The following is a 23,187-nucleotide window of genomic DNA, read 5'->3' as shown; positions in this document are numbered from 1 at the left end:
GCGCATCAGCACGACACCCGCACCGCGCCCGCGTTCAGGCCGCGGCGCCGCCGTCCCAGTCGATGCCGATCTCGGCCAGCCAGGCGCGGTCGCGCTCGACGGCCTCGTCCGGGTCCAGCGGGACCATCGGCAGCGAGGGCGGGCGCGGGATCTCCTGGATCGGGCCCAGGCCGTAGCGCTCGGCCGGCGAGGGGGTGACCGGACCGGGGTCGACGATGCCGATGTGCACCGCGCTCTCGTCCCCCGGTTCGAGCACGGTCAGGCCCGGCGCGGACCCGCCCAGGGCCACCCGGCGCCCGCACGCCGGACAGGCCCACTCCTCGGCCCCGGTCGCCAGTCGGCCGACCGGTCTCATCTCGTGGATCACGCGCACGGCGGACACCCCCGTTCGTCCCGCCTAGGGGATGCCCGCTCAGTGGAGTGCTACTCCAGGGCGGGCCCAATCCGGGCGGCGCCCCGGCGGCGTCCGGGCCCGCCAGGGGCCCGCGCGCGCTCCCCGCGAGCCCCCGGCGAGCGGGGGACGAGCGGGGGGCGAGTCACGGCCGAGGGCAGCGAACGGGACGAGCGGGGCAGGACCCTGGACGCGCCCTAGGGCCTGTCCGGCCCTAGTCGAGGAAGAGCCCGCGGGCCGCCGCCGACTGCTCGATGGCCTCCAACCGCGCTTCCGCGCCCGGCAGTTCGTCGCACATGGTCTGCAGCAGCACCCGGCCCAGCACCATCGGGGCGCAGGCGGTGTCGAAGACCAGGCCGGTGCCCACCTCGGCCGGCAGCATCAGGTCGGAGAGCTTGGCCACCGGGGCGAAGGCGCTGTCCGCGACGGTCAGCACGGTCAGCCCGCACGCCCGGGCCGCCGTCAGCGCGTCCATCAGCTCGCGCGGGTAGCGCGGCAGCGCGAAGCAGAGCAGCGCCGAGGCGCCGGCCGCGGCGCACTGCTCGATGCGGTCGGCGAGCATGCTGCCGCCCTCGTCCAGCAGCCGGATGTCGGGGTGCACCTTGGCCGCGAAGTACGCGAAGCCGCGGGCCTGCGCCGAGGCCGCCCGCAGGCCGAGCACCGGCAGCGGACGGGAGGCGGCCAGCAGCCGGGCGGCGCGCACGATCGGCTCGGGGTCGGCCAGCAGCTCGGCCAGCCGGCGCAGATGGGCGATCTCGGCGAGCACGGCCTGCTGGTGCTCGTTGCGCACCACCTCGCTCGGCGACTCGGGGGCCGCCTGCTCGCCCACGCCCAGGTCCCGCAGCCGCTTGCGCAGCGCCGGGTAGCCGTCGTAGCCGAGCGCGACCGCGAAGCGGGTGACCGAGGGCTGGCTGACGCCGGCCAGTTCGGCCACCTCGACGCTGGACAGGAACGGCGCCTCCGCGGCGTGCCGCACCAGCGCGTGCGCGATCCGGCGCTGGGTGGGGGTCAGCCGGTGACCGTCGAAGAGGTCCAGCAACCGGGCGGAGGGACCGGGGGACGGCTCGGCGGACGCGCTCATCGGGGGTCCCTTCGGGATCGACGGACCGCAGGGGTCCGGGCGGGACCTTCTCGGTCCGCTCGACTGTGCAGCAGGTGCCGCGCGGGGGCAATGATGTCTCGTACGGCGGGACGGCCGCGCAGCCGGGGTGACCCCGACGCCCCCGGGCCCGCGCCGGGCTCCGGCCGCACCGGGGCCGCCTCTCAGGGTCACCCTGATTTCCCCCTGAGAGCGACGGCGTGAAGTGGACCGGCACCCTGCCGGGGCGCCACGCTGAGCCCATGGAGCCTCGCCGCGATGACAGCCCGTCCCTGCTGAAGGGTCGTCCCTCCGAACTGAAGCACGACCTGGACGCCGCCCTGCAGACCCGCAAGGAGCTCGGCGCGGAGTACGAGTCGGAGCTGATCGACTCGTTCCTCTCCCGGATCGACGCCCGCCTCGACGCCCGGGTCGAACAGCGGGTGGCCGAGCGGCTGAGCCAGTACGAGGACGAGCGCCCGCTGCGCCGGCGCGACCGGGACCGTGAAGGGCGGCGCCGCGGCTGGAGCGGCAACCCGATCAGCCCGGTCTCACTGGTGATGGCGATCCCGCTGACCGCGATCGGCTCCTCGCAGGGGGGCTTCGGCATCGTGGTCTGCTGGCTGGGGATCGTCGGTGTCAACTTCGCCGCCGCCTTCGGAGCCCGCCGCGACCGCCGCGAGGAGCAGCGCACCGGCCGGGAGGCCCGGGGCGAGTGGGCGTGAGGCCCACCCGGGTGCCCCGGGCCCTCGGCTCGGGTCGGTCCTAGGCCAGCGGCCCGGTGACCGCCTCGACGGCGCGCAGCAGGTCACCGGAGGCGACCAGCGCCTCGGCGGCGTCCAGGTCGGGGCTCAGGAACCGGTCGCGACCCGCGCCACCGACACCGGCCGCCCGGGCGGCGGCCAGGGCGGCCGCGGTCGCCGGCGCCGCGTCGACCGCACCGTCCACGGTACGGATCTCCAGCGCGCGGGCGGCGGCGGTCAGCTCGACGGCCAGGATCCGGCCCAGGTTGTCGACGGCCTGACGCAGCTTGCGGGCGGCGGACCAGCCCATCGAGACGTGGTCCTCCTGCATCGCCGAGGACGGGATGGAGTCCACCGAGGCGGGAACGGCGAGGCGCTTGTTCTCGCTCACCAGGGCCGCCTGGGTGTACTGAGCGATCATCAGACCGGAGTCCACGCCCGGGTCGTCGGCCAGGAAGGCCGGCAGGCCGTGCGAGCGGCTCTTGTCGAGCAGCCGGTCGGTGCGGCGCTCGGAGATCGAGCCGAGGTCGGCGGCGGCGATGGCCAGGAAGTCCAGCACGTAGGCGACCGGCGCGCCGTGGAAGTTGCCGTTGGACTCCACCCGGCCGTCGGGCAGCACCACCGGGTTGTCGACCGAGGCGGCGAGCTCGCGGTCGGCGACCAGGCGGGCGTGCGCCAGGGTGTCGCGGCCGGCGCCGGCCACCTGCGGGGCGCAGCGGATCGAGTAGGCGTCCTGGACCCGCGGGGCGTCGTCCTGGTGGTGGCCGGTCAGGCCGGAACCCTGGAGCACCGCGAGCATGTTGGCCGCGCTCAGCGCCTGGCCCGGGTGCGGGCGGATCGGGCCGTGCAGCTCGGGGGCGAGCACCTTCTCGGTGCCCAGCAGCGCCTCGAGCGACATCGCGGCGGTGATGTCGGCGGTGGTGAAGAGCCGGGCCAGGTCGGCGCAGGCCATCACCAGCATGCCGAGCATGCCGTCGGTGCCGTTGATGAGGGCCAGGCCCTCCTTCTCCAGCAGCTCGACCGGGGCGATGCCGGCCGCGGCGAGCAGCTCGCCGGCGGGGTGCTCGGCGCCGTCGGGGCCGTAGGCCAGGCCCTCGCCCATCAGGACCAGCGCGCAGTGCGAGAGCGGCGCGAGGTCGCCGGAACAGCCGAGCGAGCCGTACTCGCGCACCACGGGGGTGATGCCCGCGTTGAGCAGGGCCGCCATCGTCTCGGCGACCAGCGGGCGGACCCCGGTGCGGCCGGAGGCCAGCGTCTTCATCCGCAGGAACATCAGCGCGCGGGTGACCTCGCGCTCGACCGCCGGGCCCATGCCGGCGGCGTGCGAGCGGACCAGCGAGCGCTGCAGCTGGGCGCGCAGCTCGGGGCTGATGTGGCGCACGGCGAGGGCGCCGAAGCCGGTGGAGACGCCGTAGACCGGGCGCGGCTCGGCGGCCAGCGCGTCGATCCGGGCGCGGGAGACGGCCATCTCGGCCAGCGAGTCGGGGCCGATCTCGACCCGGGCGTTGCCGCGCGCGACGGCCAGCACGTCCTCAGCGGTGACGTCGGCCTTGCCGACCAGGACGAGCGGCGCGTCGGCGGCCGGAGCACTGTGCATATCCATATGCACTATCAGATCAGCTGAATGAAGATATGACAACCGGCCAACCGGAGGATTCCACCGTGCTTCATGCTGGAGGTCGACAGCACGCGGGCCGGTGGAGCTCGCCGGCGGACGGACGCACGGAGGAACGGGCGCGATGGTACGGGCGACGACGCGGCGACGGGTCACACGACTGGAGGGCGAACGGCGCACGGCCCGCCCGGACGCGCTGGCCGCCGAGGAGCCGCTGGAGATCCGGATCGGCGGCGAGGCGCTGACCGTCACCATGCGCACGCCGGGGCAGGACTTCGACCTGGTGGCGGGCTTCCTGGTCGGCGAGGGGCTGCTGCACGCGCCGGAGGAACTGGCCGCGCTGCGCTACTGCGCCGGGACCGACGGGGACGGGCAGAACACGTACAACGTGGTGGACGCGACCCTGCGCACGGCCGCCGCCCTGCCGCTCTCCGCCCACCGCAACCTGCTCACCACCAGCGCCTGCGGACTGTGCGGGCGCGACACCGTGGACGCGGTGCGCACCCACGTGCGGTGGCCGGTGGAGGCCGACCCGCTCGCCGTGCGCCCCGGGCTGCTGTACGCGCTGCCCGAGCGGCTGCGCGCCGCCCAGCGCACCTTCGACTCCACCGGGGGGCTGCACGCGGCCGGCCTGTTCGCCCCGGACGGTGAGCTGCTCTGCGCGCGCGAGGACGTCGGGCGCCACAACGCGGTGGACAAGGTGATCGGCTGGGCGCTGCGGGCGGGGCGCTTCCCGCTCGGCGGGCACCTGCTGCTGGTCAGCGGCCGGGCCTCCTTCGAGCTCACCCAGAAGGCGGCGCTGGCCGGGATCCCGCTGCTGGCGGCGGTCTCCGCGCCCTCCTCGCTCGCCGTCGAGCTGGCCGAGGAGCTGGGGCTGACCCTGGTCGGCTTCCTGCGCGGCGAGAGCGCCAACGTGTACACCCGCGCCGACCGGGTGCTCGACTGACGTTGACGGGGGGCTCGGCCGGGGCCGCCTCCCGGACTTTGCAAAGTTTGCACAGTCCGGCTCGGCACTGTGGAGCGTCTGCCCGGCGCGCGTCCACGCGATGGCGGCACCGCGTTGCAAAGTTTGCAAAGCCCGTCTCGATCTGACGGCAGCAGCGCCCCGCGCGGCTCGCCCGCCGCGCGTCAGCCCGTGGGCACCCTGGCGTTGCAAAGCTTGCAAAGCAGGCCTCCCCCGCATGGCGGCAGGGCGTTGCACAGCGTGCACAGCAGCGTCCCCCCGCGTGGCCGCAAGACGTTGCAACGTTTGCAAAGCGCCCTCAGTTCGGCGGCGGCGAGGCCGGACCCGACAGCGCGACCGCCACCAGCGAGCGCAACGCCGGCGCGACCTGGCCCAGCGGCAGGGTGGCGTCGTCCGCGAAGAGTTCCAGCAGCCATCCACCGGCCGGATTGGCGCCGCCGGCCGCGACCATGCCGCGGTAGCCGCCGACCACCAGCACCGCCTCCTCCCCCGGGTCGTTGCCGACCGCACCGGTGCGCAACGCGAAGCTGCCGCCGCGCACCGCCCGCCGGGTCAGCGGGTAGTGCTGTAGGTCGAAGACCGCGTCCGGCGCCTCGATCCGGGCCCGCTGGCTCTCCGCGCGGCGCGCCGCCCCCGGTGAGACGGCCCCCTCACCCCGGGTGCTGGGCCCGCTGGTCATCCGGTACACGGCGTGCTGCGTGGTGCGCATCAGGCGTGAGCCGGGCGGCACGTAGGAGACCCACCAGGCCACCGCGTCCAGCAGCCGCGAAGTGGTCTCGGCCACCGTCGCCAGCCGGCTCAGCGTGTCCGCCGGGTGGTGGACCCGTGCCCCGCTCTCCTGGTCCAGCGCGCCGAGCACGGCCGTCAGCAGCTGTCCGGGGTCCGCGCTGTGCGCCGCCCCGCGGAACCGGCGGCGGTCGCCGTGCGCCCCGCGCCCGGCCGACCCACCCGGCTTGCCACGGCCGTCCGCGCGGTGGTGCGGGTCGGCGGCGTCGGCGAGCAGCACGGTGGGGTCGGGTGACAGCCCCGGGCCGTGGCTGCGCCCGGCCACCACCGGATGGGCGGCCCGGGAGGCCTTGGCCCGGTACTGCGCGGCGTCGGCGAGCCGGAAGAGCCGGTCGGAGGTGCTGACCGGGCCGATCGAGTCCCCGGTGGAGGCGATCCCGCAGGCCACCCCCTCACCGTCGGCGAGCTGCAGCGCCTTGGCGCAGAGCTCCTCCGCGACCGCGACCACCTCGTCCGACTTCTGGCCCTCGGCGAGCAGGCAGAACTCGTCGCCGCCGAGCCGGGCCGCCAGCGAGCCGGGCAGCTTGGCGCCGGCCAGCGACAGCTGGTTGGCGAACCGCTCCAGCAGCCGGTCACCCATCTCGTGACCGTGCTGGTCGTTGATCCGCTTGAGGCCGTTGACGTCGCAGACCACCAGTGACACCACGGTGTTGTCCCGGTTGTGCGCGGCCAGCGCGGTCTCCAGCCGGGCGTCCACCGCCCGGCGGTTGGCGAGCCCGGTCAGCGGGTCGGTGAAGGCGAGCCGGCGCAGGTCGGCCAGCCGCTCGGTCTGCGCCAGACCGGCCGAGATCTGCGCGGCCAGCAGGGTCGCGTACTGGGCGTCGGCGTCGGTGAAGACCGGCAGCGCCTCGCTGCGCGCCAGGTACAGCTCGCCCCACGCCTGGCCGTGCAGCACGATCGGCGCCACCAGGCAGCAGGAGCGGCCGCGCCGGCGCAGTCCGGCGGCCCGCTCGCGGCAGAACTCGTTGCCGCCGGGGTGGCCGTGCACGGCGTGCGGCAGTAGGTCCTCCGCGGTCTGGATCCAGGCGCGCGGCAGCCGCCCGGTGCTCCAGTGCTCGTCGAGGTAGGTGACGATCTCCGGGAAGTCGGCCACCGGGTAGGACTCGTCCTCCGGGATCTCCTCCTCGCCGGCGGCCAGCTCGCCGTGGTTGACCAGGACCCGCAGCCGGCCGGACTCACGTTCCCAGACCGAGACGGCGGCCATCGTGGCACCGAGCGCGGTGGTGGCCCGGGCGGCCGCGGCCCGCACCGCCTCCAGGGCGCTCATCGCCCCGGCCATGTCCTGGGCCATCTCGACGACGGCCTGCAGCCGGCGGTCCAGTCCGGTGGCCGTCACCTGGTCCGGGCCGCTCACTCCGGAGCCCCCATCGCCGCAGCCGCCCGCACCGGAGCCGCCCGTACCGGGGCCGCCGGCACCAGGGCCGCCCGCATCGTTGCCGGCGCCCGAGCCGACCGGTCCGCGCTCCGCAGGGTGTCCGAGTTCCGCCATCACCTGAGCACCGCCCACATTCACCCCTGCCGCATCGGTCCGGAGTCCCGCTTCGGGTCCAGCCTAGGGGTGATTACCGAGGGTATGCCCGGTTTGCCGGAGAAGTGCCCACCGATCAGCGCAGCCGGTGACCATTGGTGACGGTCAGCGACGAGAGCGAGCAGTGGCCCCGGCCTCAGCCCGGCAGTGGGCGCGGGCGCCGGGTGAGCAGCCAGGGCTCGACCAGCCCGAGCCCGCGCACCGGCCGGCGCCACATCGCCTGCAGCTGGAAGCGCGGCGTCCCCGCGGCCCCGCCGGACGACGTCAGCGCGCCCAGCGGCGCGCCCGCGTGCGCGGCCAGCGCCTCCGCGAGGTGCGCCTGCGCGGTGCCCGACCCGTCCGCCGCGCCCTGCGCCGCCGCCCCCGCCTGCTCCAGCGCGGCGGCGAACTCGCCGTCGATCAGCACCGCGTCCTTCTGCGCGATCGAGGTCAGCCGGCTGGCCAGGTTGACCGTGGTGCCGAAGACGTCGCCCATCCGCGAGGTGACCGTGCCGAACGCCATCCCGACCCGCAGCGCCGGGATGCTCTCCTCCTCGGTGAGCGTCTCGACCAGGCTCAGCGCGATCTCGGCGGCCGTCACCGGGTCCTCGGAGACGTAGAGGATCTCGTCGCCCAGCGTCTTGATCAGCCGCCCGCCCTGACCGGCGATCAGGTCGGCGCAGGTGGACTCGAAGGTCTCCACCAGCGAGCCGAGCTCCTCCTCCTCCAGCCGGCGCGACAGCCGGGTGAAGCCGACCAGGTCCGCGAAGCCGACCGCGAGTCGACCGCTGGTGATCTCGGTGTCCTCCGCGGCCTGCACCACGCGGCCGGTGACGGCGGCCAGCTGGCGCCGCCAGACGTAGACCAGGAACTGCTCCAGTTCCGGCAGCAGCAGCTCGACCAGCGGGTAGGCCACCTCGGCGCGGGTCAGCCCGGGCTCGGCCGCCTGGGTGAGGTTCTCCAGGAAGGTGTCCATCTGCCAGCCGGCCAGGCGGGCGGTGGTCTGGCCGGTGGACCGGGCCACCTGGATCGCCATCGCCTCGTTGATCAGCCCGGACTCCACCAGGCCGGCGAGCCGGCGCAGCGCGATCACGTCGCCGTCGTTGAGGGCCCGGGACTGGCCGATGTCGGGGAACCCCATGGCCCGCCAGAACCGGGTCGCCAGCTCCATCGGCACCTCGGCGGTGCGCGCCGCCTGGTACGGGGTGAACCGGCGCGGCGCCCCGAGGATCAGCTCCTCCAGGTCGAGCGCGACGGTGGGGTCGACCTCTTCGGGGCCGTCACTGCCGAGCACGCCCTCGTCCGGAGCGAGCCTGCCGTCGTCGTCTGCCACCGGTCCGTCCCCGTGCGGTCGCCGCACTTGCCTGTGAGGTGCTGTCCTGCTGCGAGGCACCGCACCGCCGCTTCGACAGTGGCGCGCCTCACACCGTTGCCAGGTGGAATGGTCGCACGGAATCGTCCGATCCGGGGCATCCGCCCGCGGCGAGGGGCCCGCGGACCGACCGGCCGGGCGCACCGGCGGCGCGTCCTCAGGCCGGCCGCGGCTCCGGGCGCACATGGACCACGTCGCCCGCGCCGACCGCCTGCCGGGCGCCGTCCGCGGTGCGGACCACCAGGCGCCCGTCCCCGTCCAGCGCCACGGCCTCGCCGCGCAGCTCGCGCCCGCCGGGCAGCTGGACGACCACCGCGCGCCCCAGCGTGGTGCAGCGCGCCGTGTACGCCGGCAGCAGGCCGCTGGCCTGCGGGTCGCCGGCGGTGGCCTGCCACTCGCCGTACCGCTCGGCGAAGTCGCGCAGCAGGGCGCGCAGCAGCGTGGTCCGGTCGGTGACCTCGGCGCCGGCCAGCGCCAGCGAGGCGGCGGTGGGCACCGGCAGCTCGTCCGCGCGCAGCGAGACGTTCAGTCCCAGTCCCGCCACCACCGCCCCGCCGGTCAGCTCGGTGAGGATGCCGCCGACCTTGCGCTCCTCGCCCGCCACCTCGACCTGGAGGTCGTTGGGCCATTTCAGGCCGACTTCCACCTTGGCGATCCGGCTCACCGTGCTCGCCACCGAGACGCCCACCAGGATCGGCAGCCAGCCCAGCCGCTCGGGCGGGACGGTGGGCCGCAGCAGCAGCGACAGGAACAGGCCCGACCGCGCGGGGGCGCTCCACTGCCGGTCGAGCCGGCCGCGCCCGGCGCTCTGCCGCTCGGCCACCAGGACCGCCCCCTCGGGGGCGCCCTCGCGGGAGCGGGCAGTCAGCTCGCTGTTGGTGGAGCCGGTCTCCTCGACCACGTCGAGCGCGCTCCACAGGCCGCCGGGAAGCACCAGGTCGCGGCGGAGCGCGGCGGCGTCCAGCGGGGGGCGCTCGAGGTCGGTCCAGGGGGAGGGTCCGTCGTGGCCGAAACCACGCAGTCCGCTGCGGCGGGGACGATCAGCCTCGGTCATGGGCCTAGCGTAGGGCGCGCGGGGGCCGACGGCCCCGATCCGGCCGCAGGGCCTGTCGGACAGGCCGTAGGCCGACCCATCGTCCCGCAGAACGCCCGTTAACACACTGTGTCGCTGGCCATAACGCCAAGGGCGCGCGGCTGGCTACGCTACTGAACGGTAGTTCGCGGCCTCGTCATGCCCGGACCCGAAACCACCCTCTCCCCGCGACTCTCGAGTGAGGAACTCCACGGGATGACCGACGTGCCGTACGACCCCTCGCTGGACCCCCACACCACCGCCGGCAAGCTCGCCGACCTGCGCCGCCGGATCGACGAGGCGGCCCACTCCGGCTCGGCCGCCGCGGTGGAGAAGCAGCACGCCAAGGGCAAGCTGACGGCCCGTGAGCGGGTGGTCGAGCTGCTGGACGAGGACTCCTTCGTGGAGTTCGACGAGTTCGCCCGGCACCGGTCGACCAATTTCGGCCAGCAGAAGAACCGGCCGTACGGCGACGGCGTGGTCACCGGCTACGGGACCGTCGACGGCCGTCAGGTCGCCGTCTTCGCGCAGGACTTCACCGTCTTCGGCGGCTCGCTCGGCGAGGTCTTCGGCGAGAAGATCGTCAAGGTGATGGACTTCGCGCTGAAGACCGGCTGCCCGGTGGTGGGCATCAACGACTCCGGCGGCGCCCGGATCCAGGAGGGCGTGGTCTCGCTCGGCCTGTACGGCGAGATCTTCCGCCGCAACGTGCACGCCTCCGGGGTGATCCCGCAGATCTCGCTGATCATGGGCCCCTGCGCGGGCGGCGCCGTCTACTCGCCGGCGATCACCGACTTCGTGGTGATGGCCGACCAGACCTCGCACATGTTCATCACCGGCCCCGACGTGATCAAGACCGTCACCGGCGAGGACGTCGGCATGGAGGAGCTCGGCGGCGCCCGGGCCCACAACACCAAGTCCGGCAACGCGCACTACCTGGCCGCCGACGAGAAGGAGGCCATCGAGTACGTCAAGAGCCTGCTCTCGTACCTGCCCTCCAACAACCTCTCCGAGCCGCCGGCCTTCCCCGAGGAGGCGGACCTCTCCGTCACCGACGAGGACCTCGAGCTCGACGCGATCATCCCGGACTCGGCCAACCAGCCGTACGACATGCACAGGATCATCGAGCACGTGCTCGACGACGGCGAGTTCCTGGAGACCCAGCCGCTCTACGCGGGCAACATCATCACCGGCTTCGGCCGGGTCGAGGGCCACCCGGTCGGCGTCGTCGGCAACCAGCCGATGGACCTGGCCGGCTGCCTCAACATCGCGGCCAGCGAGAAGGCCGCCCGCTTCGTGCGCACCTGCGACAGCTTCAACATCCCGGTGCTCACCTTCGTCGACGTGCCCGGCTTCCTGCCCGGCACCGACCAGGAGTGGGACGGCATCATCCGGCGCGGCGCCAAGCTGATCTACGCCTACGCCGAGGCGACCGTCCCGCTGATCACCGTGATCACCCGCAAGGCCTTCGGCGGCGCCTACGACGTGATGGGCTCCAAGCACCTGGGCGCCGACCTCAACCTCGCCTGGCCCACCGCGCAGATCGCCGTGATGGGCGCGCAGGGCGCGGCCAACATCGTCTACCGGCGCGAGCTGGCCGAGGCCGCGGCCGCCGGCGCGGACGTCGACGCCCGGCGCGCCGAACTGGTCGCGGAGTACGAGGACACCCTGCTCAACCCGTACCTGGCCGCCGAGCGCGGCTACGTGGACGCGGTGATCGCGCCCTCCGAGACCCGCAAGCACATCGTGCGGGGCCTGCGGGCGCTGCGCGGCAAGCGCGAGGTGCTGCCGCCCAAGAAGCACGGCAACATCCCCCTGTAGGCCCCCCGAGGAGAGGACTCGCTCATGCCCCCCATCCAGGTGCTGCACGGGCAGCCGACCCCCGAGGAGCTGGCCACCGTCCTGGCGGTGGTCTCAGTCCGGGCCGCCGCAGCCCAGGCCGCCGAGGCGGCCCGCCGCGCGGCGAGCGGCCCGGACTCCGCGTGGACCGACCCGGCCCGCCGCCTGCGCCCCGTGCCGCGCCCCGGCACCGACGCCTGGCGCACCTCCGGCTGGGCGCAGTAACCCGACCGGAGCAATCACCCGCCCCGGGGGCCCTCGGCCCCCGGGGCGGGTGATCGTCGTCGCGCTCGACCAGGCGGTTTTCTGAGTACCCGTACTCAGGTGTTCGCGGACGAACCGGGGCACAGTGGCGGCATGCTCTGGTCGGATCCGCGGGACGAGGAGTCGCGCGAGGCGCGGCGGGTGCGGGCGATGCTGCGGCGGGCCGGGCCGCTGCTGGCGGCGGCCGTGGTGCTGATCGCGCTGCTGCTGATGCTGCGGCTCTGAGCGGCCGCCGGCGGCCCGCGGGCGGGCCCGGGTCGGGTCGGGAGAGGGCCGGCGGGCAGGCCCTAGGCTGGGCGGCATGACCGACCGCCGCACCCTCGTGCTCGCCTCCGCCTCCCCCGCCCGGCTCGGGCTGCTCCGCCAGGCGGGGCTCGACCCCCGCGTGATCGTCAGCGGGGTGGACGAGGACGCGATCAACGCCGCCACCCCGGGCGAGCTGGCCCTGGTGCTCGCCGAGGCGAAGGCGGCCGCGGTGGCGGCCGGGCTGACCGACGGCGAGCTGGTGATCGGCTGCGACTCGGTGCTGGAGCTGGACGGGCTGGCGCTGGGCAAGCCCACCGACGCGGCCGACGCGCTGGCCCGCTGGCGCTCGATGCGCGGACGCAGCGGCGTGCTGCGCACCGGACACTGCGTGATCGACACCGCGAACGGCGCCCGGACCTCGGCCACCGCCTCCACCACGGTCCACTTCGGGACCCCCGACGACGCCGAGATCGAGGCCTACGTGGCCACCGGCGAGCCGCTGCACGTGGCCGGCGCCTTCACCCTGGACGGGCGCTCCGCGCCGTTCCTGGCCGGCATCGAGGGCGACCACGGCAACGTGATCGGCCTGTCACTGCCCCTGCTGCGCGAGCTCCTGGCCGGGCTCGACGTGCGGATCACCGATCTCTGGAGCACCTGATCGGCGCCTGCCGCGATCTGGGGGAACGCGCGGCCGAGCACCCGGCATCAGCGGCGGCTCGGCCAGCCGTACCGCGCGATCGTTGCCGCCGGCGTTGACGCCTCGGGCCGTGGCGCACGGCGGTCCGGCATCGCCTGGATCGCGGTGACCAGGGCTTCGGCTGCGCCCCGCCAAGTCGTGTTGGCCTCGCGCAGGCACTGCTGCAGGGCGAGTGCGTTCTCCCGCGCCTTGGGAATGTCGAGCAGGATGTCCCTGAGCCGCTCCGTCCAGCGTGCGACGTCCACTTCGTCCTCGAAGCCCTGCTCGACGAGGCAGTGCCTCGTTATCTCAGGCGGGAAGCGGGCCCGATCACCGAAGAAGATCCCGACGCCACTCGTGTCGGGCAGCAGCACAGGCATCGCCGCACCTGCGGCCTCAAGCCCGACCAGCCCGAAGCCCTCCGCCCGCGAGGGCATGACCAGGACGTCCGCCTGCCTCATATCGGCCAGGATCTCGCTGCGGTCGATCGAGAACGGCTTGACCACCACCTCCCTGCCGGCGGTGTTCGACAGCTGTTCCTTGACCTGCTCCACGGTCTCCGGAGAGGCGCCGCGCACCGTGAGCCTGGCCTCGATGCCCTCCTTGTCCAACAGACGGACCATCAGGGCGGCGTGGCGGGCCCCCTTCTGCGGGGCGTCGGCGCGGCCGACCAGCAGAACGCGGCAGGTCCGTTCCCCCTCCCACGGAAGCAGCCGCTGCTCGTCGAACAGCACTCCGGGGACGATCTGGTGGATGGCGGGGCTGTGACACCCCCGATTGGTGGCGACGAGCCGCCGAGCCTCGGCCACGAGCACGGGGCCGACCCCCGCGACCATGTCCGCGGCAGCGACCATGCGGCGCTCGATGCCCTCGAACTCCCTCTCCAGGTCCGGCCGGTCGGCCACTCGAGCCAGCGCCCCAGCCACCATGTGGATCACCTGGACATACGGCGTGTCCCGGTACCACCGGTCGCGTGCCCTGAGCGCCTCAGGACCGGAGAACCTGCTGTGTCCGATGATGGCGTCGATGTCCCGAGGCAGGTCCTCACCGCCGTACCCGAGCTGTTCCTGCTCGCTGCGGTGGGGATCGTAATGACGTGGCCCGATGAGGTGGATGCGCCCGCCCGCGACGGCCGGCGGCACCTCGTGCCCGACGCGGACGAAGACCTCATGGCCGGCGGCCGCGAGCCCCTCGACGAGGCTCCGGTTCACGGCCGCGATACCGCCCCCGTGGGGGTTCCATTCAGTGCAATAGGCAAGAATACGCATACTGAACCGACCAGTATCGTGCTGTCGGGTCAGCCTTGCCTAGTGCTCCACCGGTCTCGCCGTTCGGCCCGCTTTCCCGCGACGACCGCCCCGGCCACAACCCGTCCCGACCGGAACGAACAACGTGACCAAGCCCACTACGGCTTCGCCCCCACTCAAGCAGCGCGCAGGTCCGCAGGCGTACGGTTGCCACCTGCGGACCTCCCGTTCCGTGCGCGGATGATCACGATCTGCGTCACGCTCCGTGTGGGCAAGCTCACCACCAGGGGCTACTCGCCGGTACCACCCCCACATCCCTAAACTCCATCGAGGTTCAAGAAGGGAGCCACAGTGCGCAAGGTGCTCATCGCCAACCGCGGGGAAATCGCCGTCCGCGTCGCCAGGGCCTGCTCGGACGCCGGTATCGCCAGTGTCGCCGTCTATGCCGAGCCGGACCGGGACGCGCTGCACGTTCGCGCGGCCGACGAGGCATACGCTCTTGGCGGCGACACCCCCGCGACCAGCTATCTGGACATCGCCAAGGTCCTCAAGGCGGCCGCCGACTCGGGGGCCGACGCCGTCCACCCCGGTTACGGCTTCCTCTCCGAGAACGCCGAGTTCGCCCAGGCGGTGCTGGACGCCGGTCTGATCTGGATCGGCCCGCCGCCGCAGGCCATCCGCGACCTCGGGGACAAGGTCACCGCCCGGCACGTGGCCCAGCGGGCCGGCGCGCCGCTGGTGGCCGGTACCCCCGACCCGGTCGCGGGCCCGGACGAGGTGGTCGCCTTCGCGACCGAACACGGCCTGCCGGTGGCCATCAAGGCCGCCTTCGGCGGTGGCGGTCGCGGGCTGAAGGTGGCCCGCACGATGGAGGAGATCCCGGAGCTGTTCGAGTCCGCGGTGCGCGAGGCGGTGGCCGCCTTCGGGCGCGGCGAGTGCTTCGTGGAGCGCTACCTCGACAACCCGCGGCACGTGGAGACCCAGTGCCTGGCCGACCAGCACGGCAACGTGGTGGTCGTCTCCACCCGTGACTGCTCGCTGCAGCGCCGCCACCAGAAGCTGGTCGAGGAGGCCCCCGCGCCGTTCCTGACCGACGAGCAGAACGCCGAGCTCTACCGGGCCTCCAAGGCGATCCTGCGCGAGGCGGGCTACGTCGGCGCCGGGACCTGCGAGTTCCTGGTCGCCCAGGACGGTCTGATCTCCTTCCTGGAGGTCAACACCCGCCTGCAGGTCGAGCACCCGGTGACCGAGGAGGTCACCGGCATCGACCTGGTCCGCGAGATGTTCCGGATCGCGGACGGCGAGGAGCTCGGCTACGACGACCCCGCGATCCGCGCGCACTCCTTCGAGTTCCGGATCAACGGCGAGGACCCGGGCCGCGGCTTCCTGCCGGCCCCCGGCACGGTGACGCTCTTCGCCCCGCCGTCGGGCCCGGGCGTGCGCCTGGACTCCGGCGTCGAGAGCGGTTCGGTGATCGGCCCCGCCTGGGACTCGCTGCTCGCCAAGCTCGTCGTCACCGGCCGCGACCGCAAGCAGGCCCTGGAGCGGGCCAAGCGCGCGCTGTCCGAGTTCCGGGTGGAGGGCATGGCCACCGCCATCCCGTTCCACCAGGCGGTCGTCGCCGATCCGGCCTTCGCGCCGGAGACGCACGGCTCCGACGAGCCGTTCACCATCTACACCCGCTGGATCGAGACCGAGTTCGTCAACACCATCGCGCCGTTCACCGGCGGGGCGGTGGAGGGCGAGGAGGCCGACGGCCGGGAGACCGTGGTGGTCGAGGTCGGCGGCAAGCGGATCGAGGTCTCGCTGCCCGCCTCGCTGGGCGTCGGAACCGCCCCCGCCGCCGGTCCGGCGGCCGGGGCCAAGGCCAAGCGCCGGGTCGGCACCAAGAAGGCCGGCGCGGCCGTCTCGGGCGACACCCTGGCCTCGCCGATGCAGGGCACGATCGTCAAGGTCGCCGTGGCGGAGGGTCAGGTGGTCGCCGAGGGCGAGCTGATCGTCGTCCTGGAGGCCATGAAGATGGAGCAGCCGCTCAACGCGCACAAGGCCGGCACCGTCGTCGGCCTCAAGGCCGAGGTCGGCGCGAGCGTCAGCAGCGGCGCGGCGCTCTGCGAGATCAAGGACTGACCTCGCACCCCGGGAGCCGGTGACCCCACCGGCCTCCCCCGCACCACCCTGTGGCCCGCCGGCCGCCCGTCAACCGGCGGGCCACACGGCTGCCCGGGCCACGCCCGCCGGGGCAGGACGCAAGCAGCTGCGCGAGGCAACGGTCCGGGTCAGGAGCGCCCGGCAGCGAGCGGCCGGAGCGAGGAACGTCACCGCCGGGTCAGGAGCGCCCGGCGGCGAGCGGTCTGAAGGCGACCGCGAGCCAAAGGGCGCGCCGGTGGTGAGAGCGACGAGCGACAAGCGAGCGAGGAACGAGCGAACGCCGGAGCGAGGAACGTCACCGCCGGGTCAGGAGCGCCCGGCGGCGAGCGGCCTGAAGGCCGGATGCACCCCCGGCCGACGCTGTCCCGGCAGCGGGGCGCCCGCCGGGACCGGGCCGGGGGCGGTGCGGCGCGGGGCGCCCGGGCCCTGCGGGGCGTGGCGCTCCAGGCTGCCGGGGTGGCCCGGCGGCTCGGCGGTCAGGCCCTGCTGCGCGAGCGCGACCTGCACGCCGCAGTCGGCCAGCGCGTCCAGCTCACGGGCGGTCGGGTCGTGCCCGGCCGTGTGCTCGTCGGTGACCAGGCGGGTGATCGCGTCGGTCGGCACCGTCTGGAACATGGTGTCCGCGCCGAGCTTGGTGTGGTCGGCGAGGACGATGACCTCGGCGGCCGACTGCACCAGAGCCCGGTCCACGCTCGCGGAGAGCATGTTGGTGGTGGACAGGCCGCGCTCGGCGGTCAGCCCGCTGCCGGAGATGAAGGCCTTGGAGACCCGCAGCCCGTGCAGCGACTGCTCGGCCCCGCTGCCCACCAGGGCGTAGTTGGAGCCGCGCAGGGTCCCGCCGGTCATCACCACCTCCACCCGGTTGGCGTGCGCGAGCGCCTGGGCGACCAGGAGCGAGTTGGTGACCACCGTCAGGCCCGGGACCCGGGCGAGCCGGCGGGCCAGCTCCTGGGTGGTGGTGCCGGCTCCGATCACCACCGCGTCGCCCTCCTCGACGAGCCCGGCCGCCAGGTCGGCGATCGCGCTCTTCTCGGCGGCGGCGAGGTGGGTCTTCTGGGGGTAGCCGGGCTCCCGGCTGAAGCCGCCGGGGAGCACCGCGCCGCCGTGCCGGCGGTCGAGCAGCCCTTCGGCCTCCAGCGCCCGGACGTCTCGGCGGACGGTCACTTCGGAGGTCTGGACGACGCGGGCCAGCTCACGGAGCGACACGGCTCCGTTGGCCCGGACCATTTCGAGGATCAACTGGCGACGTTCTGCAGCAAACACAGAACCGACGGTAACTCCCCTGACCGTCCGCTTTCAGGCGTTTGCCGCTAGTAACAGGAACTGCTCACCCCAGAGCGGCGCGCGGCCGTACAATGCGCGCCGCCATGCCCCGGCGTGCCCCCGGCCGTCCGGAGGAACCGGGCGCGCAACGGGGTGAAAGGGTCAGGATCCGTTCTCGGCCCGCTTACGAATGTGCAGCTGACGGGCGGCTTCGGCGGTCGAACCGGACAGCGAGGGGTAGACGGTGAACGCGCTCGCCACCTGCTCGACCGTCAAGTTGTTGTCCACCGCGAGCGAGATCGAGTGAATCAGCTCGCTCGCGCGCGGCGCGACCACCACCCCGCCGACCACGATGCCGGTGCCCGGGCGGCAGAACAGCTTCACGAAGCCGTCCCGGATGCCCTGCATCTTGGCCCGCGGGTTGCCGCGCAGCGGCAGCTTGACCTCGACGGCGTCCATCTTCCCGCAGGAGACGTCCGCGGCGGTGTAGCCGACGGTGGCGATCTCCGGGTCGGTGAAGACGTTGGAGGCGACGGTCTTGAGGTTCAGCGGCTGCACCGCGTCGCCCAGCGCGTGGTACATCGCGATCCGGCCCTGCATGGCGGCGACCGAGGCGAGCATGAAGACGCCGGTGCAGTCGCCGGCCGCGTAGACGCCGGGCACCGAGGTGCGCGAGACCCGGTCCACCTTGATCTGGCCCCAGTCGTTGAGCTTGACCCCGGCCTCCTCCAACCCCATGTCCGCGGTGTTGGGGATCGAGCCGACCGCCATCAGGCAGTGCGTGCCGGTGATCACGCTGCCGTCGCCCAGGGTCACCTCCACCTGGTCGCCCACGCGCTTGACCGACTCGGCGCGGCTGCGGCTCATCACGTTCATGCCGCGGCGGCGGAAGACGTCCTCCAGCACCTCGGCGGCGTCCGGGTCCTCGCCGGGCAGCACCCGGTCGCGGCTGGAGACCAGGGTGACCCGCGAGCCGAGCGCCTGGTAGGCGCCGGCGAACTCGGCGCCGGTGACGCCGGAGCCGACCACGATCAGTTCGCGCGGCAGCTCGTCCAGGTCGTACACCTGGGTCCAGGTGAGGATCCGCTCGCCGTCGGGCCTGGCGTCCGGCAGCTCGCGCGGGTGGACGCCGGTGGCGATCAGGACCGCGTCGGCGCGCACCGACTGGCTGCTGCCGTCGGGCCCCTCCACCACGACCTCGCGCGAGCCGTCGACCCCCTGGCCGCCGGTGCCCAGCCGCCCCTTGCCGCGCAGCACGGTGACCCCGGCCCGGGTGACCGACTGGGTGATGTCGTGCGACTGGGCGATCGCCAGCCGCTTCACGCGGCGGTTGACCTTGCCCAGGTCCACGCTGATCGCGCGCTCCGCCTCGCAGGCCAGCGTGATGCCGAGCTCCTGGTAGGACGCGTCGAAGCCGGTCATCACCTCGGCCGTCGCGATCAGGGTCTTCGACGGCACGCAGTCGGTGAGCACCGCCGATCCGCCCAGACCGTCGCGGTCCACGACGGTCACCTCCGCGCCGAGCTGGGCCGCCACCAGGGCTGCCTCATATCCGCCGGGTCCGCCACCGATGATCACGATCCGAGTCACGTGCACCATTGTCCCGCACGCCGAGCCGGACGCGACAACGGGGCCGTCGATCGGTGCGATCCACCGACGGGTGTGACGCAGCCCACGCCCGGGCGGGGCCGGTGGGAGCGCCACGGCGCCCGCACCCTGCCCCGGTGGCGGCGACCGGCTCCCGTAGGCTGGCGCCCATGTCGCTCTACGCCGCGTACGCCACGAACCTCGATGCCCGGCAGATGAGCCGGCGCGCCCCGCACTCGCCGCTGCGCGGCACGGGCTGGCTGGACGGCTGGCGGCTGACCTTCGGCGGCGAGCACCTGGGCTGGGAAGGCTCGCTGGCCACGGTGGTGGAGGACGAGAAGGAGCAGGTCTTCGTCTCGCTCTACGACGTGTCGCCGATGGACGAGGACGGCCTGGACCGCTGGGAGGGGCTGCAGCTCGGCATCTACCGCAAGGTCCGGCTGCGGGCGCACACCCTGGACGGGGACATCCCGGTCTGGACCTACGTGCTGAACGACTACGAGGGCGGGCTGCCGGCCGCCCGCTACCTGGGGCTGGTCGCGGACGCCGCCGAGAGCGCGGGCGCCCCCCACGACTACGTGCTTGACCTGCGCCGACGCCCCTGCTGACGGGTCGGGCCACGGCCACTGCACGATCACACGAAAACGGTCACGCAAAACCAGCCATAGCTGGTGCTTTTGGGTCAACCGGGTAACGATCCGGCATGGCCTGGCGGCTTGTTCTACGCGCGTAGGCATTTCTTGTCTATCCTCGGCGGTGTGAACGCTTCTCCTCAGACCGCCGTGTCCGCCGACCCCTATGCCGCCGCTCAGGCCGCCGCTGCCCGCCTGCGCGAGCTGACCGGTGCCGAGCGCCACGACGTCGCCCTGGTGATGGGCTCCGGCTGGGTGCCGGCCGCCGACGCCATCGGCGATCCCGCGGGCGGTGACACCGTCGAATTCGCGGTCACCGAGCTGCCCGGCTTCCCCGCCCCCGCCGTCGCCGGTCACGCCGGCAAGATCCGCTCGGTGCGGATCGGCGACAAGCGCGCCCTGATCTTCCTGGGCCGCAACCACTACTACGAGGGCCACGGCGTGGCCACCGTGGTGCACGGCGTGCGCACCGCCGCCGCCGCCGGCTGCGAGACCATCGTGCTGACCAACGGCTGCGGCGGCCTGCGCGAGGGCTGGACCCCCGGCCAGCCGGTGCTGATCAGCGACCACATCAACCTGACCGCGGACTCCCCGATCGTCGGGGCGAACTTCGTCGACCTCACCGACCTGTACTCCAAGCGGCTGCGCGCGCTGTGCCGCGAGGTCGACCCGAGCCTGGACGAGGCCGTCTACGTGCAGTTCCGCGGCCCGCACTACGAGACCCCGGCCGAGGTGCAGATGGCCCGGGTGATCGGCGGCGAGCTGGTCGGCATGTCGACCACGCTGGAGGCCATCGCGGCCCGCGAGGCCGGCGCCGAGGTGCTGGGCATCTCGCTGGTCACCAACCTGGCGGCCGGGATCACCGGCGAGCCGCTCAACCACGCCGAGGTGCTGGAGGCCGGCAAGGCCTCCGCCGAGCGGATGGGCGCGCTGCTGGCGAAGGTCCTCGAGCGGATCTGACCCGTCCACGGCCCGGCCTCTCCCCGCCGGGGAGGGGCCGGGCCGATCGTTGTTCCACCGATCCCTACCTACCGGAGTAGGCGCTTCTATGGCTCAGGCAAGCACCACCGACCTCCTCACCCGGGCCCGCCAGTGGCTGGCCGAGGACCCCGACGCCGAGACCCGCGAGGAGCTGGCCGAGCTGCTGGCCGCCGCCGAGCGGCAGCAGGGCGCCGACGACGGCGACCGGCCGGCCTGGGCGCGACTGGCGGAGCGCTTCGCCGACCGGCTCCAGTTCGGCACCGCCGGCCTGCGCGGTGAGCTGGGCGCGGGCCCGATGCGGATGAACCGCGCGGTCGTCATCCGGGCCGCCGCGGGCCTGGCCGCCTACGTCCGCTCGGCCGGCGAGGGCGACCTCGTGGTGGTCGGCTACGACGCCCGGCACAAGTCCTACGACTTCGCCCGGGACACCGCGGCCGTGATGGTCGGCGCCGGCCTGCGCGCGGCCCTGCTGCCGCACCCGCTGCCCACCCCGGTGCTCGCCTTCGCGATCCGCCACCTGGGGGCCGCGGCCGGGGTGATGGTGACCGCCAGTCACAACCCCCCGCAGGACAACGGCTACAAGGTCTACCTGGGCGACGGCTCGCAGATCGTGCCGCCGGCCGACGCGCTGATCGCCGCCGAGATCGACGCGGTGGACGCGCTCGCCGACGTCCCGCTGGCCACCGAGGGCTGGCAGGTGCTGGGCCACGAGGTGCTGGACGCCTACCTGGCGCGCGCCGTCACCGTCGTCGAGCCGGGCGGGCCGCGCGACCTGGACGTGGTCTACACGCCGCTGCACGGGGTCGGCCGGGACACCCTGGTCGCCGCGTTCAAGCAGGCCGGCTTCCCGGCCCCGACCGTGGTCGCCGAGCAGGCCGAGCCCGACCCCGACTTCCCCACCGTGGCCTTCCCCAACCCGGAGGAGCCCGGGGCGATGGACCTGGCCTTCGGCACCGCCTCCTCGGTCGGTCCGGACCTGGTGATCGCCAACGACCCGGACGCCGACCGCTGCGCGGTGGCCGTGCCGGACCCCTCGACGGTGGGCGGCTGGCGGATGCTGCGCGGCGACGAGGTGGGCGCGCTGCTGGGCGCGGCGCTGGTCGCCAAGCGGGCCACCGGCACCTTCGCCACCACGATCGTCTCCTCCACCCTGCTGGGCCGGATCGCCGAGGCGGCCGGCCTGGCGTACGGCGAGACGCTGACCGGCTTCAAGTGGATCTCGCGCGCCGAGGGCCTGCGCTACGGCTACGAGGAGGCGCTCGGCTACTGCGTCGACCCGGACGGCGTGCGCGACAAGGACGGCATCACGGCCGCCCTGCTGATCGCGGAGCTCGCGGCCACCCTCAAGCGGACCGGCCGCACGCTGAGCGACCTGCTGGACGACCTCGCGCTCACCCACGGCCTGCACGCCACCGACCAGCTCTCGGCCCGGGTCGAGGACCTCGCGCTGATCGCCGACGCGATGCGCCGGCTGCGCGAGCAGCCGCCGACCGACCTCGCGGGCCTGCGGGTGACGCGCGCGGACGACCTGGCCGCCGGCTCGCCCGAGCTGCCGCCGACCGACGGCCTGCGCTACTACCTGGCGGGCGAGGGGGTGCTGGGCGCGCGGATCGTGGTGCGGCCCTCCGGCACCGAGCCGAAGATCAAGTGCTACCTGGAGGTCGTGCTGCCGGTGGCCTCGGCCGCCGAGCTGACCGGCGCGCGCGAGCGGGCCGCCGAGCTGATCGCGGGTCTCAAGCGGGACCTCGGCGCGGCCGCCGGGATCTGACCCGCCACCGCCCGCCGGAACGCCGAACGGCCCGCACCCCCTCGCCGGGGTGCGGGCCGTTCGGTCTGTCCGCGCTTGCGCGCTTCCGCGTTCCTGCGCTTCGGCCGGGTGTCAGAGGGCGATCAGGGTGACCAGGGCGACCAGGCCCACCAGGGTCGGCACGATGACCCACCAGCACCAGGTGACCTCGATCTCGCCCTTGGCGTCCGGCCGGACCGCGTTCATCGTGGCCGTCTCGCGCAGCATGTCGACCACCTGGTCCGACCAGGCGCGACTGGGGTCGGGGGCGCCGGGCACCGCCCCGCGCCGCAGCCCGCCGGTCAGGCCGGCCGAGCGGGGCTGCAGGTCGCCGGAGGCGCGCGCGACGTCGGCCCGCCGGGCGGCCTTGTTGCGCTGGCGCAGCGAGACCGGCACCGCCCAGAGCTGGTAGGTCCGACCGCCGGCCGTCAGCTCGGCCGAGTAGCCCGAGCGCAGGCCCTCCACCGCGGCCCACGGCACGGTGACGGTCCGCAGCGGGTTGCGCACCACCAGCCGGTCGAGCCCGGCGGAGACCGAGGGGCGCAGGGTGTAGGCGATCACCGGCAGGCAGAACACCGGGGCGGCGGCCAGGGCGACCCAGGGCGTCTTGCCGCTACTGGACACCATGGCGTCGACAATCAGCCAAGCGGCGAGCGCCAGCAGCAGGACGCCGGAGATGATGCCGGGGGTCGAGCGGAAGACGTGATCTGCGTACTTCGGCCCATCGGCGGGGGCGGCAGAGCCGGGGTCGGGCATGCCGTCGGAATCGGTCATGGAGTCGATTCTGCCGCATCGGCCCCGGCGACCCCGGGCTCCCGAGGGTCACTATTCGGCCGCAACGGTGCCAGTGGCCGCCGACGGCGATCACAGCAAGAACTTTCCGCAAGTTTCTGAAATGTTTCACCGAAGTCTTGACGCTGCCTCAGGGGGGCGGGATCGTCGAGCCGCGCCGACCGGGCGTTGCACGGTCCACCCCCACCCCCTCTTTCG

At 73.9% G+C, this 23,187-nt stretch carries 19 protein-coding genes and 1 pseudogene; 10 read left to right on the top strand and 10 right to left on the bottom strand.

What is annotated here, in order from left to right:
- Positions 1-34: 34 nt before the first annotated feature.
- Complete coding sequence (locus tag ABD323_RS06655) at positions 35-373, bottom strand: hypothetical protein (protein WP_344440268.1); 339 nt, start codon at positions 371-373, stop codon at positions 35-37.
- Between the two features lie 232 nt (positions 374-605).
- A complete protein-coding gene (locus ABD323_RS06650; protein ID WP_344440267.1) occupies positions 606-1,472 on the bottom strand; it encodes a MurR/RpiR family transcriptional regulator in 867 nt (288 codons plus the stop codon).
- Positions 1,473-1,732: 260 nt separating this feature from the next.
- Here ABD323_RS06650 and ABD323_RS06645 point away from each other — a divergent pair, with 260 nt between their 5' ends.
- A complete protein-coding gene (locus tag ABD323_RS06645; protein ID WP_344440266.1) occupies positions 1,733-2,194 on the top strand; it encodes a hypothetical protein in 462 nt (153 codons plus the stop codon).
- Positions 2,195-2,234: 40 nt separating this feature from the next.
- Here ABD323_RS06645 and hutH read toward each other — a convergent pair whose 3' ends face one another.
- On the bottom strand, positions 2,235-3,809 hold the full coding sequence (gene hutH, locus ABD323_RS06640) for a histidine ammonia-lyase (RefSeq protein WP_344440289.1): 1,575 nt from the start codon (positions 3,807-3,809) through the stop codon (positions 2,235-2,237).
- A 142-nt stretch (positions 3,810-3,951) separates the two neighbouring features.
- Between hutH and fdhD the strand changes: the two genes are divergently transcribed.
- The gene (fdhD, locus tag ABD323_RS06635) at positions 3,952-4,773 is read left to right on the top strand and encodes a formate dehydrogenase accessory sulfurtransferase FdhD (RefSeq protein ID WP_344440265.1); all 822 of its coding nucleotides are present in this window, start codon (positions 3,952-3,954) and stop codon (positions 4,771-4,773) included.
- 916 nt (positions 4,774-5,689) lie between these two features.
- Here fdhD and ABD323_RS06630 read toward each other — a convergent pair.
- From ABD323_RS06630 to ABD323_RS06620, 3 genes and pseudogenes are all read right to left on the bottom strand, one after another.
- Positions 5,690-6,856: pseudogene (locus ABD323_RS06630) on the bottom strand (GGDEF domain-containing protein); the annotation flags it as partial.
- 385 nt (positions 6,857-7,241) lie between these two features.
- On the bottom strand, positions 7,242-8,378 hold the full coding sequence (locus tag ABD323_RS06625) for an adenylate/guanylate cyclase domain-containing protein (RefSeq protein WP_344440288.1): 1,137 nt from the start codon (positions 8,376-8,378) through the stop codon (positions 7,242-7,244).
- 235 nt (positions 8,379-8,613) lie between these two features.
- Positions 8,614-9,510 (bottom strand): biotin--[acetyl-CoA-carboxylase] ligase, encoded by an 897-nt coding sequence (locus ABD323_RS06620; RefSeq protein WP_344440264.1) that lies wholly within the window; start codon positions 9,508-9,510, stop codon positions 8,614-8,616.
- A gap of 234 nt (positions 9,511-9,744) precedes the next feature.
- On the opposite strand from ABD323_RS06620, the gene ABD323_RS06615 reads away from it, so the two are divergent.
- The 4 genes from ABD323_RS06615 to ABD323_RS06600 all read left to right on the top strand — a co-directional run bounded on the left by ABD323_RS06615 (position 9,745) and on the right by ABD323_RS06600 (position 12,535).
- Positions 9,745-11,349, top strand: coding sequence for an acyl-CoA carboxylase subunit beta (locus tag ABD323_RS06615; protein WP_344440263.1), 1,605 nt, complete (start codon positions 9,745-9,747; stop codon positions 11,347-11,349).
- A gap of 24 nt (positions 11,350-11,373) precedes the next feature.
- Entirely contained in the window at positions 11,374-11,592 is a 219-nt protein-coding gene (locus ABD323_RS06610; RefSeq protein WP_344440262.1) for an acyl-CoA carboxylase subunit epsilon, read from the top strand.
- Positions 11,593-11,691: 99 nt separating this feature from the next.
- The gene (gene mmpB, locus ABD323_RS06605) at positions 11,692-11,856 is read left to right on the top strand and encodes a morphogenic membrane protein MmpB (protein WP_344440261.1); all 165 of its coding nucleotides are present in this window, start codon (positions 11,692-11,694) and stop codon (positions 11,854-11,856) included.
- A gap of 76 nt (positions 11,857-11,932) precedes the next feature.
- Entirely contained in the window at positions 11,933-12,535 is a 603-nt protein-coding gene (locus ABD323_RS06600; RefSeq protein WP_344440260.1) for a nucleoside triphosphate pyrophosphatase, read from the top strand.
- A gap of 47 nt (positions 12,536-12,582) precedes the next feature.
- Here the strand turns inward: ABD323_RS06600 and ABD323_RS06595 are convergent, their stop codons facing one another.
- A complete protein-coding gene (locus tag ABD323_RS06595) occupies positions 12,583-13,821 on the bottom strand; it encodes a glycosyltransferase family 4 protein (protein ID WP_344440259.1) in 1,239 nt (412 codons plus the stop codon).
- 330 nt (positions 13,822-14,151) lie between these two features.
- Here ABD323_RS06595 and ABD323_RS06590 point away from each other — a divergent pair, with 330 nt between their 5' ends.
- On the top strand, positions 14,152-15,927 hold the full coding sequence (locus tag ABD323_RS06590) for an acetyl/propionyl/methylcrotonyl-CoA carboxylase subunit alpha (RefSeq protein ID WP_344440258.1): 1,776 nt from the start codon (positions 14,152-14,154) through the stop codon (positions 15,925-15,927).
- A 327-nt stretch (positions 15,928-16,254) separates the two neighbouring features.
- On the opposite strand, the gene ABD323_RS06585 is transcribed toward ABD323_RS06590, so the two are convergent.
- Together ABD323_RS06585 and ABD323_RS06580 are read right to left on the bottom strand one after the other, a co-directional pair.
- Positions 16,255-17,175 carry a DeoR/GlpR family DNA-binding transcription regulator gene (locus tag ABD323_RS06585; RefSeq protein WP_425555882.1) on the bottom strand — a complete coding sequence of 307 codons (921 nt, stop codon included), beginning with the start codon at positions 17,173-17,175 and terminating at the stop codon, positions 16,255-16,257.
- A 198-nt stretch (positions 17,176-17,373) separates the two neighbouring features.
- Positions 17,374-18,810 (bottom strand): NAD(P)H-quinone dehydrogenase, encoded by a 1,437-nt coding sequence (locus ABD323_RS06580; RefSeq protein ID WP_344440255.1) that lies wholly within the window; start codon positions 18,808-18,810, stop codon positions 17,374-17,376.
- A gap of 158 nt (positions 18,811-18,968) precedes the next feature.
- Here ABD323_RS06580 and ABD323_RS06575 point away from each other — a divergent pair, with 158 nt between their 5' ends.
- From ABD323_RS06575 to ABD323_RS06565, 3 genes are all read left to right on the top strand, one after another.
- Positions 18,969-19,406, top strand: a complete 438-nt coding sequence (locus tag ABD323_RS06575) for a gamma-glutamylcyclotransferase family protein (RefSeq protein WP_344440253.1) — start codon at positions 18,969-18,971, stop codon at positions 19,404-19,406.
- Positions 19,407-19,556: 150 nt separating this feature from the next.
- Entirely contained in the window at positions 19,557-20,390 is an 834-nt protein-coding gene (locus tag ABD323_RS06570) for a purine-nucleoside phosphorylase (protein ID WP_344440251.1), read from the top strand.
- An 88-nt stretch (positions 20,391-20,478) separates the two neighbouring features.
- On the top strand, positions 20,479-22,179 hold the full coding sequence (locus tag ABD323_RS06565) for a phospho-sugar mutase (protein WP_344440249.1): 1,701 nt from the start codon (positions 20,479-20,481) through the stop codon (positions 22,177-22,179).
- Positions 22,180-22,290: 111 nt separating this feature from the next.
- Here the strand turns inward: ABD323_RS06565 and ABD323_RS06560 are convergent, their stop codons facing one another.
- Complete coding sequence (locus tag ABD323_RS06560) at positions 22,291-22,971, bottom strand: PH domain-containing protein (RefSeq protein WP_344440247.1); 681 nt, start codon at positions 22,969-22,971, stop codon at positions 22,291-22,293.
- Positions 22,972-23,187: the final 216 nt, after the last annotated feature.

It is taken from the genome of Kitasatospora nipponensis (assembly GCF_039528135.1).
GTDB classification, from domain to species: Bacteria; Actinomycetota; Actinomycetes; order Streptomycetales; family Streptomycetaceae; genus Kitasatospora; species Kitasatospora nipponensis.
The sequence above is the reverse complement of the archived record's forward strand: the minus strand, read 5'-3'. Positions and strand labels throughout refer to the sequence as shown.

Excerpts from the sequence above, each read along its gene's own strand:
- ABD323_RS06650 (WP_344440267.1), bottom strand. The coding sequence starts at position 1,472 with ATGAGCGCGTCCGCCGAGCCGTCCCCCGGTCCCTCCGCCCGGTTGCTG.
- ABD323_RS06645 (WP_344440266.1), top strand. The coding sequence starts at position 1,733 with ATGGAGCCTCGCCGCGATGACAGCCCGTCCCTGCTGAAGGGTCGTCCC.
- hutH (WP_344440289.1), bottom strand. The coding sequence starts at position 3,809 with ATGCACAGTGCTCCGGCCGCCGACGCGCCGCTCGTCCTGGTCGGCAAG.
- fdhD (WP_344440265.1), top strand. The coding sequence starts at position 3,952 with ATGGTACGGGCGACGACGCGGCGACGGGTCACACGACTGGAGGGCGAA.
- ABD323_RS06620 (WP_344440264.1), bottom strand. The coding sequence starts at position 9,510 with ATGACCGAGGCTGATCGTCCCCGCCGCAGCGGACTGCGTGGTTTCGGC.
- ABD323_RS06615 (WP_344440263.1), top strand. The coding sequence starts at position 9,745 with ATGACCGACGTGCCGTACGACCCCTCGCTGGACCCCCACACCACCGCC.
- ABD323_RS06610 (WP_344440262.1), top strand. The coding sequence starts at position 11,374 with ATGCCCCCCATCCAGGTGCTGCACGGGCAGCCGACCCCCGAGGAGCTG.
- ABD323_RS06600 (WP_344440260.1), top strand. The coding sequence starts at position 11,933 with ATGACCGACCGCCGCACCCTCGTGCTCGCCTCCGCCTCCCCCGCCCGG.
- ABD323_RS06595 (WP_344440259.1), bottom strand. The coding sequence starts at position 13,821 with ATGCGTATTCTTGCCTATTGCACTGAATGGAACCCCCACGGGGGCGGT.
- ABD323_RS06585 (WP_425555882.1), bottom strand. The coding sequence starts at position 17,175 with ATGGTCCGGGCCAACGGAGCCGTGTCGCTCCGTGAGCTGGCCCGCGTC.
- ABD323_RS06580 (WP_344440255.1), bottom strand. The coding sequence starts at position 18,810 with ATGGTGCACGTGACTCGGATCGTGATCATCGGTGGCGGACCCGGCGGA.
- ABD323_RS06575 (WP_344440253.1), top strand. The coding sequence starts at position 18,969 with ATGTCGCTCTACGCCGCGTACGCCACGAACCTCGATGCCCGGCAGATG.
- ABD323_RS06565 (WP_344440249.1), top strand. The coding sequence starts at position 20,479 with ATGGCTCAGGCAAGCACCACCGACCTCCTCACCCGGGCCCGCCAGTGG.
- ABD323_RS06560 (WP_344440247.1), bottom strand. The coding sequence starts at position 22,971 with ATGACCGATTCCGACGGCATGCCCGACCCCGGCTCTGCCGCCCCCGCC.